The sequence below is a fragment of the Microbacterium sp. ZW T5_56 genome, assembly GCF_044987425.1.
In the GTDB taxonomy this organism is placed as follows: Bacteria; Actinomycetota; Actinomycetes; order Actinomycetales; family Microbacteriaceae; genus Microbacterium.
Genome location: NZ_JBJDRI010000006.1, coordinates 63,918 through 76,985, shown reverse-complemented (window position 1 = coordinate 76,985; position 13,068 = coordinate 63,918). Strand labels below are relative to the sequence as shown.

At 67.5% G+C, this 13,068-nt stretch carries 12 protein-coding genes and 1 pseudogene; 3 read left to right on the top strand and 10 right to left on the bottom strand.

From position 1 onward, the window contains the following. Nucleotides 1-7: 7 nt before the first annotated feature. Nucleotides 8-946: a phosphate/phosphite/phosphonate ABC transporter substrate-binding protein gene (locus ACI3KU_RS04480; protein WP_404921085.1), complete on the bottom strand. Its 939-nt coding sequence runs from the start codon at nucleotides 944-946 to the stop codon at nucleotides 8-10. A 175-nt stretch (nucleotides 947-1,121) separates the two neighbouring features. Here ACI3KU_RS04480 and ACI3KU_RS04475 point away from each other — a divergent pair, with 175 nt between their 5' ends. Further along, the gene (locus ACI3KU_RS04475) at nucleotides 1,122-1,874 is read left to right on the top strand and encodes a GntR family transcriptional regulator (RefSeq protein WP_404921084.1); all 753 of its coding nucleotides are present in this window, start codon (nucleotides 1,122-1,124) and stop codon (nucleotides 1,872-1,874) included. A 23-nt stretch (nucleotides 1,875-1,897) separates the two neighbouring features. Here the strand turns inward: ACI3KU_RS04475 and ACI3KU_RS04470 are convergent, their stop codons facing one another. From ACI3KU_RS04470 to ACI3KU_RS04440, 7 genes and pseudogenes are all read right to left on the bottom strand, one after another. Beyond that, nucleotides 1,898-2,479, bottom strand: coding sequence for a HipA domain-containing protein (locus tag ACI3KU_RS04470; RefSeq protein ID WP_404921083.1), 582 nt, complete (start codon nucleotides 2,477-2,479; stop codon nucleotides 1,898-1,900). Between the two features lie 223 nt (nucleotides 2,480-2,702). Then, nucleotides 2,703-2,801: pseudogene (locus ACI3KU_RS04465) on the bottom strand (helix-turn-helix domain-containing protein); the annotation flags it as partial. A 126-nt stretch (nucleotides 2,802-2,927) separates the two neighbouring features. Continuing rightward, complete coding sequence (locus tag ACI3KU_RS04460; protein WP_404921082.1) at nucleotides 2,928-4,679, bottom strand: hypothetical protein; 1,752 nt, start codon at nucleotides 4,677-4,679, stop codon at nucleotides 2,928-2,930. A gap of 84 nt (nucleotides 4,680-4,763) precedes the next feature. Further along, the gene (locus ACI3KU_RS04455; protein ID WP_404921081.1) at nucleotides 4,764-5,639 is read right to left on the bottom strand and encodes an amino acid ABC transporter permease; all 876 of its coding nucleotides are present in this window, start codon (nucleotides 5,637-5,639) and stop codon (nucleotides 4,764-4,766) included. Next, nucleotides 5,636-6,280, bottom strand: coding sequence for an amino acid ABC transporter permease (locus ACI3KU_RS04450; protein ID WP_404921080.1), 645 nt, complete (start codon nucleotides 6,278-6,280; stop codon nucleotides 5,636-5,638). The genes ACI3KU_RS04455 and ACI3KU_RS04450 overlap by 4 nt, the downstream gene beginning before the upstream one ends. An 83-nt stretch (nucleotides 6,281-6,363) precedes the next feature. Beyond that, entirely contained in the window at nucleotides 6,364-7,326 is a 963-nt protein-coding gene (locus tag ACI3KU_RS04445) for a glutamate ABC transporter substrate-binding protein (RefSeq protein WP_404921079.1), read from the bottom strand. A gap of 36 nt (nucleotides 7,327-7,362) precedes the next feature. Further along, a complete protein-coding gene (locus tag ACI3KU_RS04440; protein ID WP_404921078.1) occupies nucleotides 7,363-8,109 on the bottom strand; it encodes an amino acid ABC transporter ATP-binding protein in 747 nt (248 codons plus the stop codon). 125 nt (nucleotides 8,110-8,234) lie between these two features. Here ACI3KU_RS04440 and ACI3KU_RS04435 point away from each other — a divergent pair, with 125 nt between their 5' ends. Then, nucleotides 8,235-9,404 carry an ROK family transcriptional regulator gene (locus ACI3KU_RS04435; protein WP_404921077.1) on the top strand — a complete coding sequence of 390 codons (1,170 nt, stop codon included), beginning with the start codon at nucleotides 8,235-8,237 and terminating at the stop codon, nucleotides 9,402-9,404. Continuing rightward, nucleotides 9,401-10,327: a Gfo/Idh/MocA family protein gene (locus ACI3KU_RS04430; RefSeq protein WP_404921076.1), complete on the top strand. Its 927-nt coding sequence runs from the start codon at nucleotides 9,401-9,403 to the stop codon at nucleotides 10,325-10,327. The genes ACI3KU_RS04435 and ACI3KU_RS04430 overlap by 4 nt, the downstream gene beginning before the upstream one ends. Before the next feature lie 30 nt (nucleotides 10,328-10,357). Here the strand turns inward: ACI3KU_RS04430 and ACI3KU_RS04425 are convergent, their stop codons facing one another. Together ACI3KU_RS04425 and ACI3KU_RS04420 are read right to left on the bottom strand one after the other, a co-directional pair. Continuing rightward, nucleotides 10,358-11,881, bottom strand: a complete 1,524-nt coding sequence (locus ACI3KU_RS04425) for an ATP-dependent DNA ligase (RefSeq protein ID WP_404921075.1) — start codon at nucleotides 11,879-11,881, stop codon at nucleotides 10,358-10,360. Nucleotides 11,882-11,992: 111 nt separating this feature from the next. After that, the gene (locus ACI3KU_RS04420; protein ID WP_404921074.1) at nucleotides 11,993-13,003 is read right to left on the bottom strand and encodes a DUF5937 family protein; all 1,011 of its coding nucleotides are present in this window, start codon (nucleotides 13,001-13,003) and stop codon (nucleotides 11,993-11,995) included. Between the last annotated feature and the right edge of the window lie 65 nt (nucleotides 13,004-13,068).

Genomic DNA, 13,068 nt, shown 5'->3' with positions numbered 1-13,068 from the left:
TGACGGATCAGGCCTGGCACTGGGTCGCGTTGGTCTTCTTGCAGATGTCGCGGATCAGGTCGTAGTACGCGTCATCGACCGGCTTGGTCTCGTAGAACACGCTGCGGAAGCCCTCGGTGTCGGCGCTGGTGATGCCGGCGTCGATGATCTGGTCGATGGTGACGTCCGAGAGGATCTCGACGAGCTTGTCGGAGGTCTCCTTCGGCAGCGTCGTCGAGTACACCAGCGGGGCGCCAGGGACCATCGTCTGGTCGATCGACTCGACCTTGTCGCTCTTGGCGACCTCGCTGTCCTCGGCGAAGCCGGCCTCGCACTCCTTGCCCTCGCCGACCTTTGCGACGGAGACGTCGTGCTTGCCCGCGAAGACCGGGGTGATGTCCTTCTCCGGGTCCACGCCCGCGTTCAGCAGGTTGTAGGACGGGAACAGGTAGCCGGACGTCGACGACGGGTCCACGAAGCAGACCTTGTGGCCCTTCATGTCCGCGATCGTCTTGATGTCCGAACCCTTCGGCACGATGGCCTCGGAGTAGTAGCCGGGCTCCTGGCCCTCCTTGGTGACGATGGAGGAGATCGGGGTGAGCTTCGCGCCATTGTTGGTGGCCGTCACGTAGGTGAAGCCGGAGAAGGAGGCGACATCCACCTTGCCGGCGATGGCGGCCTCGATGAGGGCGGCGTAGTCGGTGGACTCGTGGTACTCCACCTTCTTGCCCGTCTCCTGGGCGATGTAGTCCATGAGGGGCTGGTAGTTGGTCTGGGTGGCGGCGGAGTCGGGGACGACGCCGAAGACCAGGGTGTTCGCGTCGATCGCGTAGCCGCCCTCTGCGGAGGTGGCTGCGCCGTCGGTGGCCGGGGAAGCCGAGGCGTCGCCGGAGCAGGCGGCGAGGCCGAGAGCGAGCAGCGTGGCGCCCGCGAGGAGAAGGGGCGCCTTGGTTGCACGGAGGTTCATGATTGCCTTTCGGTGACGGATGGAACCTCGGACAGACTGACACGCCCCGTCGCGACATGTATGCCTATCTCGGAACAGTTCGAGACTTGTTCACCTAACTGTCGATCGGGTGAACGACGACCACAAGCCGGACCTTCGACCGACGGCGCATCGGGACGGCTCATAGGATGGCGACATGGCCGAAGTGGTGTACAAGCAGATCGCGGATGAGCTGCGCGAACGCATCCTTTCCGGCCTGCTCGCGCCCGGTGCCGATGTGCCCACGGAGGCGGAGCTCGCGCATCGGTGGAACACGTCGCGCGGGCCCATCCGCAATGCGCTGCTGACTCTTCGTCAGGAGGGGCTGATCGAGACGGGTCGCGGACGACCGGCGCGCGTCACGTCCCGTAAGCCCAATCAGGCGGTCGACGTGTCGATCCCGTTCACGCGCTGGGCCGAGGGCATCGGCGCCGTGCCGGGAGCGGATACGCAGGAGGTGTCTCTCCGCCGCGCCGGCGCCGAGAAGGCGGCGCTGCTCGGCGTCGAGGTCGGCGCGCCGATCGTCGAGGTCCTGCGGCTGCGTCACCTGGACGAACGCCCCGCCATGCTCGAGCGCCTCACGTTCCTGGAGGATGTGGGTCGTGTCCTGTTCGACGTCGATCTGGACACCGTCTCCATCACGGAGTACCTGGAGCAGCGCGGCCACCCGTCGTACTCCATCGACCACGAGATCGACGCGGTTGCCGCCGACGAGGTGGACGCGGAACTTCTGCAGGTGCCCATCGGCTCCCCCATCCTGCGACTGCGACGAATCAGCCACGACGCCGAGGGACGCATCTTCGAGGCGAGCGACGATCGCTACCTGCCGGACGTGATCCGCTTCACGGTGTCAGCGTCGGGCCGCTCCCGCACCGGCGACGCCTACGTCCGTCCCCTGCGCGCCCTGTAGCGGCACGCGAGTGCGGCTGATCATCAATGCGCCGTCTCGGCGCCGATGGCCACCTCAGCGTGGTGACGCACCGCTTGTCGCAGAAGATCGCGCTGATCAGAGTCCAGGCCATCCCAGGCGTCATGATTGTGCTCCAGCACGCCGGTCGCGACCTTGGCGACGATGTCGACGGTTTCGTCCTGATCGAGCCCGGAACGGCGTGCCAGCTTGCGCCAGTGATCCGGTGTTGCGGCACGAGGACGACGGGCACCGGCGATCCGCATTGCCAGCTCCTGCTCGTAACTCGAGTACAGGCCCACGGGCACCGGGTCATATAGCGGCGCGAGGGACGCACCATCGGGACGCAGCAGCAGGGAGTAGTTCTTCGCGTGCGTGTCCGCATTGCCGATGATGGGATGTCCTTTCTCGATATCGATCACCGTGCGCACCGGAACGCCGGCAAGGAGGGCAAGCTGCGTGGGCGTCTGGTGCCTGATCGTTCGTTCTGTCGAGACGACATCCGCGACATCCGACCACTTCCGGAGATACTCGCGGCGTGTGCGATGCAGGGACTCGCGGGCGAACGCACGGTCGCCGTCGGTCGCGTTCGCGACCAGGCTGGACATGTGGTCCCGTACCTCCGGGGGCTGTCCGCCCCACCACGAGGTCAACAGGCCGGCCGGATCGTCTGACGCACGCAACTGCCGCACCCTCGCGGCGGCACGCGCCCGCTCCTGCCCCGAAAGGCCGGTCAAGGTTCGGTACTGAAGCGCATGCGCGAGTGCCGCACGGGACTTTCCGACAGCGGACGCCCTTCGCTGGCGCGCGAAGCGATTCCACAACCCAGCGATGGGCATCCTTGTGCGCGGGCAGCCGACCAGCGGCAATCTGCGCTCGCACGCGCCGCGGCGTCACCCCGAGCAGGGTGGCAGCCTCGTTCACATCCATGACACATGGATACCGTTCATCGTTCCAGCTCACGCTGTCTCCGCTGATCGCCCGTCAGTCGGAGCACACGTCGTGGTGAACCAGTGCAGGGCACGGCTCCCAGAATGGACCCGGACGCGGTATCGCTCAGCGGATGTAGCGTGCAACGGCTTCCGTCACGTCGATGCGATCGGCATCGGCGAGGGCGATCACCGTGGTGGCGACGGCCACCAGCACCGCGTGCAGCGTCGCCTCACCGCCGTACTGCAGAATCAGCTCGCCCGTCGCGTCGAAAGCGCCACGGTCCGCAGCGCGGCGCAGCACGTCTCGCATCGCACGACGGCTGGGTTCCGCCCAGCCCGGCGCGGGCACCCGTGCAACGGTGAGGAGAAACGGCGGCGTGATGCCCCACGAGTCCAGCAACCCGGCCCCCGTGCCGATCACCTGTGCCACGGTGGCCGTGTCGGACTCAGTCTCGGGTGGAATGGACTCAGCCAGCGTCCACGTGTCGGCATCGAAGCCCTCGTGAGTGTCGATCGCGAAGGTCCGCAGCGTCTGCAATGCACTCTCTCGCTGAGGACCGATCGGAGTCTGCAATTCGAGGTTGTAGCGCTCCGCAGCGCGCGTCAGCGCGTCCTGGAATGCGTCGATGTCCGCGATGTTGTCGATATCGAAGCCGTCCTCCGCGAGGAGAGGAGCGAGTTTGTTCAGCATGTCCGCCGCCATGCCTGGCACGTGGACGACATCGGGTCCACCGGCACGACCCCGCAGAGAAGGCATACTGTCGGGCAAGGCATCCGCGTCCGGTTCGTCGCTGAGAAGGCCTGCGTTCCGATCGGCGACCGCCATCGTGAAGGTCAGCGCTCGTGCGAACAATCCGCGCAGCGCTTCTGGGACAGTCACATTCCCGAAGCCATCCGTGGTGACGATGTTCCACTGCTCGAGTTCCGCGATGTCTTCGTGGGCGAACTCGGCCAGCATCACCTCGACATCATCGATGGGCGTCGGGACAGGTGCCGACGGGTCCAGCGCGCGTACTCCCACCCAGACCGCCTCATAGGCTGCGCTCGGGCCCTGGGCATTGAGCAGGTTCATGATGAAGAACATCGCCACGGCTTCGGCTGCCTCCGCCGCCTCCGCGCCCGGCTGCCCCCAATCCAGGGCCGCCGTTCCGAGACGCAGCCGGGTGCCAGCGACCTCGATCAGGCGACACATGATCAAGGTCTCCCACCAGGCTCCCAACTCGGGCAGATCCCACATGCTCTGAACGACCCGCGCGCCCGTGGCGTCACGGCCGCTGCGAGCACCGCCGATCGCAGAGACACCCAGGAGCGCGGCCACCGGCTCGATGTCAATCCGGCGCAGCGATCCCGTCGTGGTCAGCGTTCGTCCCTTGCCGATCCACTCCAGCAGCGCCGCGACCTGAGCGACGGGAGTGATCTTCGACACGGCATCCCGGCGAACGTCCGGATCCAGCAGCGCGTCCGCATCCATCGCCTCCTGTACCACCGCAGGAACTCCCTGATCCAGCTCCTCCACCGTGTTCTCGTAGTGCGAATGCGCGGCCTCCCACGCCACGAAGGTCGCGTGATCGGGTGCCGTCTCCACCCGGAAGTGGAGGTAGTCGTGCAGGATGTCGAGAAGCTCATCGCCGTGCTCGTCCGCGTCGAGGAGCAGGCTGATCGCATCGTCGATCTTGTCCGGCTCCAGCAGACTGATCTGCGCCCTCTCTGTCAGCCGGAACAGCTCGACACTCAGCAGAGTCGCGCGGCCTTCATCGGCGACGATGCCATTCCTCGACGCGAGCCAGCGCTCGAATTCGCGGCGCGCGACATTCAGGGCAAGAGAGGTGGGCATCGCGGCGGACGGTGTGCGTCGGCGCTTCTTGCTCGTAGACATACGGCTATCCTCGCGGGAAATCACGCACGCGCAGCCTCCGCGCCCGACAATGCGAACAACCTCGTGACGAGCCTGTGCATAACCTCAGCGCGCGGAGCCTGCCCGCTTCCGATCGAGACGCTGTTGCAGGAGCGCCGCCACTCCGGTGAGCGCGCCGTTCACGGCGAGATAGATGACGGTCACGGCCACATAGGTCGGAATCAAGAGGTGCAGGTAGGACGCCAGCACCTGCCCGCGGTACAGCAGTTCGGTGAACGCGACCACATATCCCAGCGAGGTGTCCTTCATCAGGCTGACGAACTGCGTGACCAGCGCCGGCGACACGTTGCGCAGGGCCTGTGGCAGCACCACCCGGCTCTGCACCTGCCAGGGCCGCAGCCCCAGGCTCAGGGCCGCCTCGGTCTGCCCGCGCGGCAGCGACAGGATGCCCGCACGGACGACTTCGGCGAAGACGGCGGCGTTCGAGATCGTCAGCGGGACGACCAGTTTCCAGAGCGTCGGCAGGTTTAGACCGAGCTGCGGCAGGCCGAACATCATCAGATAGATGAGGAGCAGAGCCGGCAGCGTCCGCGCCACCTCGGTGTAGACGCGACAGATCGTGCGCAGCCAGCGGCGGTTGCTGACGCGCCCGAGCGCGAGGAGCAGTCCGAGCACACTGCCCAGTACGGCAACGATCGCGGCCGCCTGCAGCGTGCCACCGAGACCGACCAGCAGGTAGCCCCAGATGCGGACGTCGGTGAAGGGCGTCCAGCGTTCCGCGGCAAGCTGCCCGTTCGCACCGAACTGGATCAGCATCAGGACCACGAGCGCGAGGATGGCGGCCGCGCTGATGATCGAGCCGATCACGATCCGTCGCCGACCGCGCGGGCCCGGGGCGTCGTACATGAAGGCGGTGGGTGAAGTGCGTCGAGCCCGCGGGCGCGGCACCGGACGGTCGGGGATGAGCATGTCCGCAGTCATCGTGAGAACGCCACCTTCTTCTCGATCGCCCCGGCGCTGAGTCCGATGACGAGGGCGATGGCCATGTAGATGAGCCCGGCGATGGTGAAGATCGCGATGGGCTGCGCTGCGACCAGGTTGATGCGGTTGGCCTGACTGGTCAGTTCGACCACGCCGACCGCCGCCGCGAGCGCCGTGTTCATCGCGAGCGCGATCATCACGTTGCCCAGCGGCTGGACTACCGAGCGCATCGCCTGCGGGACGATCACGCGTGTGAGGGTGTGACCGAGAGTGAGCCCGAGAGCGCGCGCGGCTTCCACCTGTCCAGGCGGAATGCTGTTGACGCCGGAGCGGATCGCCTCCGCCACGTAGGCCGCCTCGTACACGGCCAGCACGATGACCGCGGTGGGCGTGAGCGGCAGCAGGATCCCGGCGTCCGGCAGGGCGAACACCGCCAGAATCAGCAGCACCAGCAGCGGCACGTTCACGAAGAACTGCACGTAGGCGAATGCCGCCCAGCGCAGGATCGGGATCGGGCTGACGCGCGCGATCGTGATCAGCACGCCCAGCACGATCGCGCCGATGCCCGCGAGCAGGGCGAGCATCACGGTGACGCCCACGGCCTGCAGCAGAGGGCCGATGCCCTCGAGCAGTGCGTTCATCTGTCCCCGCTCCTCGTGTTGATGTGGGTGGCGGACCGGCCGGATCTGCACCCGGCCGGTCCCGATTCAGTGATCGATCGGGGTCAGGAACCCGGGACGGACCCGATCTCCGGCGGCGTGGGCGCATCGCCCACGGTCACCGTGCCGAGCGTCTCCTGCCAGATCTTGGCCCACAGTCCCGACTTCTGGATCTTCACCAGCCAATCGTTGATGAACTTCTTGAATTCCGCGTCATCGTGCTTGAGGCCGATGCCGTAGGGCTCCTTCGTGAACGGATTGCCGACCACCTGAAGGTTGGATTCGCTGGCGGCATCACTGGCGAGCAGCGTGTAGTCCTGCACGTATGCGTCACCTCGGCCCTGCAGCAACGCCTGAACGGCCGCGGGGTCGGTGTCGAACTGCACGAGCGTGGCCTTCGGCGCGATCTCGGGCACGGCGGTGACGGCAGGCGTGTTCGCCCCGACGATCACGGTCTTGCCGTCGAGGTCCTTCTCGCTGGTGATGCCCGAGGTGCCCTTCTTGATCGCAACGGCCAGACCCGACTCGAAGTACGGACCCGCGAAGGAGATCTGCTGGGCGCGCTCCTCCGTGATCGTGTAGGTGTTGAAGACGACGTCGACGGTCCCGTTCTGCAGCAGCGCCTCGCGAGTCTGCGAGGCGGGCGGGACGATCTCCACCTCCGGCTTGCCGAGGATGTAGACGGCCAGTGCCTTGGCGAGCTCGGCGTCGAAGCCGGTCACGTTGTCGGGGTTGGTGGGATCCTGCTGCGACAGCAGCGGGGCATCCAGCGCCTCGGCGACGATGAGCTTGCCGCGCTCCTTGATGGCGGCCATGGTGGAGCCGTCGACGATGAGATCGTCGCCGGCGACCGGCGCATCGGCCAGTAGGCCGGACGCGGAAGAGGCTCCGTCGGACGCTCCGCCCGTGGCCGGGGTGTCATCGCCCGGGAGGGCGGTGCCGGAGGAGCAGGCGGTCATCATCAGCGCGGCCGTGGCGGCCACGGCGCCGGCCAGGATGAGGCGGCGGTGCAGGCGCATACGCGACATGTCAGTGCCTTTCTGTTTCGTGTGATTGCGAAGGTGTCAGTGCGGGAGGATCGATGCCAGGAAGCTGCGGGCGCGTTCGGTGGTCGGGTTCTCGAAGAACTCGTCGGGGGTGGCAAGTTCGACGATGGCGCCGTGATCCATGAAAGCGACGCGATTCGCCACCCGGCGCGCGAAGCCCATCTCGTGGGTGACGACGATCATCGTCATCCCCTCAGCGGCGAGGTCCGCCATGACATCCAGCACCTCGCCCACCATCTCGGGATCCAGGGCGCTGGTGGGTTCGTCGAACAACAGCGCCTTCGGCTTCATCGCGAGGGCCCGGGCGATGGCGGCACGCTGCTGCTGACCGCCCGAGAGCTGCGCCGGCATGCGGTCGGCTTTGTCAGCGATGCCGACGCGGTCCAGCAGCGCGAGCGCTTCGGCACGGGCCGACGCCTTGTCGGTCTTGCGGACAAGGGTGGGCGCCAGGATCACGTTGTCGAGGATGCTGAGGTGCGAGAACAGGTTGAACTGCTGGAACACCATGCCGACGTCCGCACGCAGCTGCGCGAGTTCCGCGCCCTCCTGCGGGAGCGGACGACCCGCGACGAGGATCTGACCGGAGTCGATGGTCTCCAGCCGGTTGATCGAGCGGCACAGCGTCGACTTTCCCGAGCCCGAGGGCCCGATGACGACCACCACCTCGCCCTCGTGAACGTCCAGTGTCACCGCACGCAGCACATGGTTCTCGCCGAAGTACTTGTCGACGTCGCGAATACTCACCATGACCGTCGGTTCCGACATGTTGCGCCGCTTCCTTGCTGACTGCGCCACCCGAGTGGTTGGCGTGAAGGCGACACTAGCTATTCTCGAATCTTTTCGCAATAATGACGATACTTCTTCCAATTTTGGACAAAGTCAGGAGACGCATGCTGGCCACATCGGAGATGATGACCCCGCCCTCGGCGGGCCGGCTGCTGAGCCTGGTGCGCTCGGGCGTCGCGTCGACTCGCGCGGACCTCGCGCGCCTCACCGGCCTGTCGGGGACCACAGTGACCCAGCGTGTAGACGACCTGATCAGCGCGGGATATCTGCGCGATGCCGGGGAGGGTTCGTCGCGTGGCGGCCGTCGTCCGCGTCTCATCGCGATCGACCCGAACGGTGGCGTCGTGGCGGCGGTGGACATCGGCGCGACGGGCACCACCATCGGCATTCTGGATCTCGCCAGCGGAATCCTGGCTCGCGATGTGGTGAGGGTCGACCTCACGGCCGGCCCGCAGCGTTCGCTCGAGATCATCGCTGAACACGCCCGCGTGCTCGCCGAGCGCGCCGCGGCGGGGCCGCTCCTCGGATTCGGTGTGGGACTGCCAGGCCCCGTCGATTCGCGCAGCCATCGTCTGGTCACACCGTCCCAGCTGCCGGGCTGGGACGGCGTTGATGTGGCCGCGCTCCTGAGCGCGTCGGCGGGACTTCCGGTGATCGTGGACAACGATGCGGACATCATGGCCCTCGGCGAGGCGGTGAGTGATGCCGAGCCGGTGGAGTCGCTGGTCTTCGTCAAGGTCGACGCCAGCATCGGATGCGGAGTGATCGCCAACGGCCGCCTCTACCGGGGCACCACGGGCTTCGCCGGTGACATCAGTCATGTCACCGTCCCCGAAGCGCCCGATGTCGCCTGCTCGTGCGGGCGTCGTCGCTGTCTTGACGCTATCTCTGGCGGCTCCGCTCTGGTCGCGGCAATGGCCGCGGCCGGCATCGAGGTGACGATGCACGAGCTGGTGGAGCTCGGTCGACAGGGTCATCCGCAGGCGACAACGCTGCTGCGTCAGGCGGGGATGCGCACCGGCACCGTCCTCGCGACGATCGTGAACTTCTTCAACCCGCGTCAGCTCGTGCTGGGCGGGGCGATCTCAGAGGCCGATGCGTTCGTCGCCGGTGTGCGCGCAGCGGTGTACGCGGAGTGCCTGCCGATGATCTCCGCAGAGGTGGACATCGTGAGCTCCGCGGCCGGTCCCGACGCCGGACTGTTGGGCGCAGCCCGAATCATCCTGGATCATGTGTTCGACGAGGATCGAATTGACGCGGAGGTCACGGGATGACGTCGGACATCGAAGTCGGCATCGTCGGCACGGGAAGCATGGCGGTGCGACATCTCGCCTCCTGGCGGGAACTCGGAGCGGAGCCCATCGTCTGGTCTCCGCGGTCCGCCGCGGATTTCGCCGCAGCGCACCGCACCCGAACGACGTCCTCGTTCGCGGAGCTGCTCGCCGCGGTGCAGGTTCTCGACGTCACCTCCCCCACTCTCACGCACCCGGAGTACGTGCTCGCGGCGGTCGGCGCTGGCGTCGACGTGATCTGCGAGAAGCCGCTCGCCCGCACCGGTGCGGAGGCTGACGCGCTGGTCGAGGCCGCACGGCAAGCCGGAGTGCTGCTGTATCCGGCGCACGTCGTGCGCGCCATGACCCCGTGGGCCGATGCCCGCGATCACCTGCGCGCGGGACGGATCGGCGAGGTGCGATCGGCAGCCTTCACCCGCATCGGCGAAGGACCCGACGCCCCCTGGTTCCACGATCATGCCGCGTCCGGTGGCGCCGTCATGGACCTGTTCATCCACGACCTCGACGTCGCGGAGTGGATGCTCGGGCGGATCGTCAGAATCTCGGGAACGGAGGAGTCTGATCCCGCCCGACGACGACACCTGGCCCGGCTGGTGTTGGAGCACGAAAACGGTGTCACGAGCACGATCGAGGGCGGCTGGACCGGGACACCGCGTCCCTTCCACGCGGGCTTTGCAATCGACGGGACCGCGGGGTCCCTGAGCTGGCCGATAGCTGCTGATGATTCGAACGACCCGGTATCCGGCATCCCGGGCGAGGATCCGTACACCCGCCAGCTTCGCGACGCACTCGCCGCGCGTGACGGGTCTGTCCCGGTGGTCACCGCCGAGGACGGCGCTCGTGCCGTGCATCTGGCCGAGGGCGCCCTCCACGCGGTCCGCACCGGCGAAGTCTCTCCGCTCTAACGACACCGGGGCGGCGCCGAGAGACCGTGATCACTCGCGCAGCAGAGCCCGCAGACTCTGGATCGTGTCGGCGTCCGCGACGTTCTTGTCTGGTCGGTATCCCTTCACGCGCGCGAAGCGCAGGGCGATTCCGCCGGGATATCGGGGCGATCGCTGAACGCCGTCGATCGCGATCTCGACGACGAGTTCGGGCCGCAGGAACACCGCGTACGGGGTGCGGTGGGTCTCCAATCCGGGAAAGGTCTCGGTCTGCCAGCGCAGAAGTTCGTCGGTGAGGCCCTTGAAGGTCTTGCCGACCATGACAAGACCTCCCGTATCGCCGAACTCGCCCGTCGGATCGAGGGCTCCCAGATGCAGGTTCGAGAGCATGCCCTGTCGTCGTCCCGACCCCCACTCCGCGGCCAGGACGACGAGGTCGTAGGTCAGGACGGGCTTGACCTTCACCCATGATTTCCCGCGGCGACCAGCCGCGTACGGAGAATCCAGCCCTTTGACGACGACGCCCTCGTGGCCGGCGGCGAGCGCCTGGCGGGACAGCTCCTCGGCAGCAGCGGGATCCCCGGTGACGATTCCCGGCATCCGCCAGGGCCCTGCGATCCTGTCGAGTTCTTGCAACCGGGTGGAGAGGGGCTCGTCGATCAAGTCGCGGCCGTCGAGGTGCAGCAGGTCGAAGAACCAGGGCTGCAGGGCGAGGTCACGGGCAACGTCCGCTCCGAAGCGCGACATGGTCTCTTGGAAGGGGCGAGGGCCACCATCCTCGTCGAGCGCGAGAGTCTCGCCGTCGAGAATGAGGTCGTTCGCCGGCAGCGCGCGCACGATATCGACGATCTCCGGGACCCGGTGGGTGATGTCGGCGAGATTGCGGGTGTAGACCGAAACCTCGTCGCCGGCGCGGTGGACCTGAATGCGGGCCCCGTCCAGCTTGTACTCGACGGACGCGAGGCCGGTGATCTCCAGCGCGGCACTCGGCGTGGCCGCCGTGGCCGCGAGCATCGGCAGCACAGGACGCCCCACGCGCAGGCCGACACCCTCGAGATCGTCGGGGGTTCCGGTGAGGGCGATCACGGCGGTCTCCCCCAGGTCGCCGGAGAGCATCGCCGCGCGTCGGACCGTGGCGATCGGACGACCCGATGCGCGGGCCACCGCATCGAGCAGGACACCCGCGAGCGCACCCGTGCGCAGTTCGCCGAGCATCGCGCGGCTGAGGAAGTCCCATTCGTCGGCCGTCGCACGTGAGGCCAGCGACGTGAGCAGTTCCGTGCGCCTGTTCGCCGACCCGACCCCGGAAGCGTGTGCGAGAGCTTCGAAGACCTGATCGACGTCGTCGATAGTGAGGGTGGGTTCACCGGCATGACTCACAGCGAGGGCGGCGAGACCGCGCCATCCGACGCCGAGCCGGCCCTGCCGCGGAGACGCGAGAAGCAGCCCCATCACGGCGCGGATCTCCTCACCTTCCGGGTGCGCGAGAAGTCGTGCGAGGGCGTCGATCTTCGCGAGTCGGGAGGAGGTCGCGCCGACCTCCGCAGCCGCATCCACCAGCACCGAGAGCTTCATGCGGTCATTGTGGCAGGGGGGTCCGACACCGGCCAGGGACGCGTGCTTTCCTACCGAACCGTTTCGTACAGCGCCAGCCGCGGCGACCGCGCTTCCCCACGCCCCTGAGGATCAGAGTCCGGCGCCCACGAGCGCCTCGCCCAGCGGGGTGCGCAGGTGCATCATGCGGTTGCCCTCGCGGGTGCTGATCAGCAGCCCGGCACCGCGCAGCACGGCCAGATGATGAGAGGCTGTCGAGATCGCGACGTCTGCATCGACCGCGATCTGCGAGGTCGTTCGCGCCACGTGAGCGCGGAGCAGGATTCCGGCGCGCACCGGACCGAGCAACGCACTCAGGGCGGCCGCGATATCACCACTCTCTCGCGCCCACCCCTCGGTGACCCCGCGCGCCGGATAGAACAGGGTCGGCTGCGCCGGAGGCTCGGTGATCACCATGCACCCCCATGACGACATCACCGACGGCACCAGCACCAGCCCGCTACCCCGACAGTCCACGTCCTCGCTATGCCGGCGGAGACGGACGCTCACCGCGCCGTCATTCCATCGCACGTTTCGATGGAGCCCCGAGGCCATCGTCGCTAGGCCATCGACGGCCACCACGCGTGAGCGCACCGCGATGTCGGCGCGCAGCAGCCGCTCGAGGGGACCCCAGAACGGGGCGATCACCGCCTCCCACACCTGCTCCCAGGCATCGGCGATGCGCTCGCGCGCTCGTTGCGGATCGGCGCGCATCCGCCGCAGCATCTCCTGACGCTCGCCCGCAGACCGCGCGATCATCTTGTCGAGATCCACGATCATGCCCGACACGGGCGCCGCTCGCAGCGCCGTCAACTCTGCCTGCGGGGTCATGTCCCACCGCGGGTCAGCCGTCAGGAAATCGGGCATATAGCCGTCGGGACCGATCACCTGGGCCAGAAGTCCGAACGCCTCGCGCGGCAGGTGATCGCGCACCCGCTTCAACCAGCCCCACTGCAGCGGAAACTGCGCGGGCCGCAGCAGTGCGCGCACCGCGTGGGCGAGTTCATGGCCCGGCGAGACGCCGAACCGCACCGCCTCGATATCCCCCGTACTCAACCGGAAATCCACCCGGTGGTCGGGGTGTTCGACTCCGTCTCGCGGCATGATTCGATCCACATCGAAACACTACGGTCCGCGCGCGGCGAGCGAAAGAGTAGGACCAGCAACGT

What these genes read in the sequence shown, in the direction of transcription:
- ACI3KU_RS04480 (WP_404921085.1), bottom strand. Translation starts at nt 946, where the DNA reads ATGAACCTCCGTGCAACCAAGGCGCCCCTTCTCCTCGCGGGCGCCACG.
- ACI3KU_RS04475 (WP_404921084.1), top strand. Translation starts at nt 1,122, where the DNA reads ATGGCCGAAGTGGTGTACAAGCAGATCGCGGATGAGCTGCGCGAACGC.
- ACI3KU_RS04470 (WP_404921083.1), bottom strand. Translation starts at nt 2,479, where the DNA reads ATGTCCAGCCTGGTCGCGAACGCGACCGACGGCGACCGTGCGTTCGCC.
- ACI3KU_RS04460 (WP_404921082.1), bottom strand. Translation starts at nt 4,679, where the DNA reads ATGTCTACGAGCAAGAAGCGCCGACGCACACCGTCCGCCGCGATGCCC.
- ACI3KU_RS04455 (WP_404921081.1), bottom strand. Translation starts at nt 5,639, where the DNA reads ATGACTGCGGACATGCTCATCCCCGACCGTCCGGTGCCGCGCCCGCGG.
- ACI3KU_RS04450 (WP_404921080.1), bottom strand. Translation starts at nt 6,280, where the DNA reads ATGAACGCACTGCTCGAGGGCATCGGCCCTCTGCTGCAGGCCGTGGGC.
- ACI3KU_RS04445 (WP_404921079.1), bottom strand. Translation starts at nt 7,326, where the DNA reads ATGTCGCGTATGCGCCTGCACCGCCGCCTCATCCTGGCCGGCGCCGTG.
- ACI3KU_RS04440 (WP_404921078.1), bottom strand. Translation starts at nt 8,109, where the DNA reads ATGTCGGAACCGACGGTCATGGTGAGTATTCGCGACGTCGACAAGTAC.
- ACI3KU_RS04435 (WP_404921077.1), top strand. Translation starts at nt 8,235, where the DNA reads ATGCTGGCCACATCGGAGATGATGACCCCGCCCTCGGCGGGCCGGCTG.
- ACI3KU_RS04430 (WP_404921076.1), top strand. Translation starts at nt 9,401, where the DNA reads ATGACGTCGGACATCGAAGTCGGCATCGTCGGCACGGGAAGCATGGCG.
- ACI3KU_RS04425 (WP_404921075.1), bottom strand. Translation starts at nt 11,881, where the DNA reads ATGAAGCTCTCGGTGCTGGTGGATGCGGCTGCGGAGGTCGGCGCGACC.
- ACI3KU_RS04420 (WP_404921074.1), bottom strand. Translation starts at nt 13,003, where the DNA reads ATGCCGCGAGACGGAGTCGAACACCCCGACCACCGGGTGGATTTCCGG.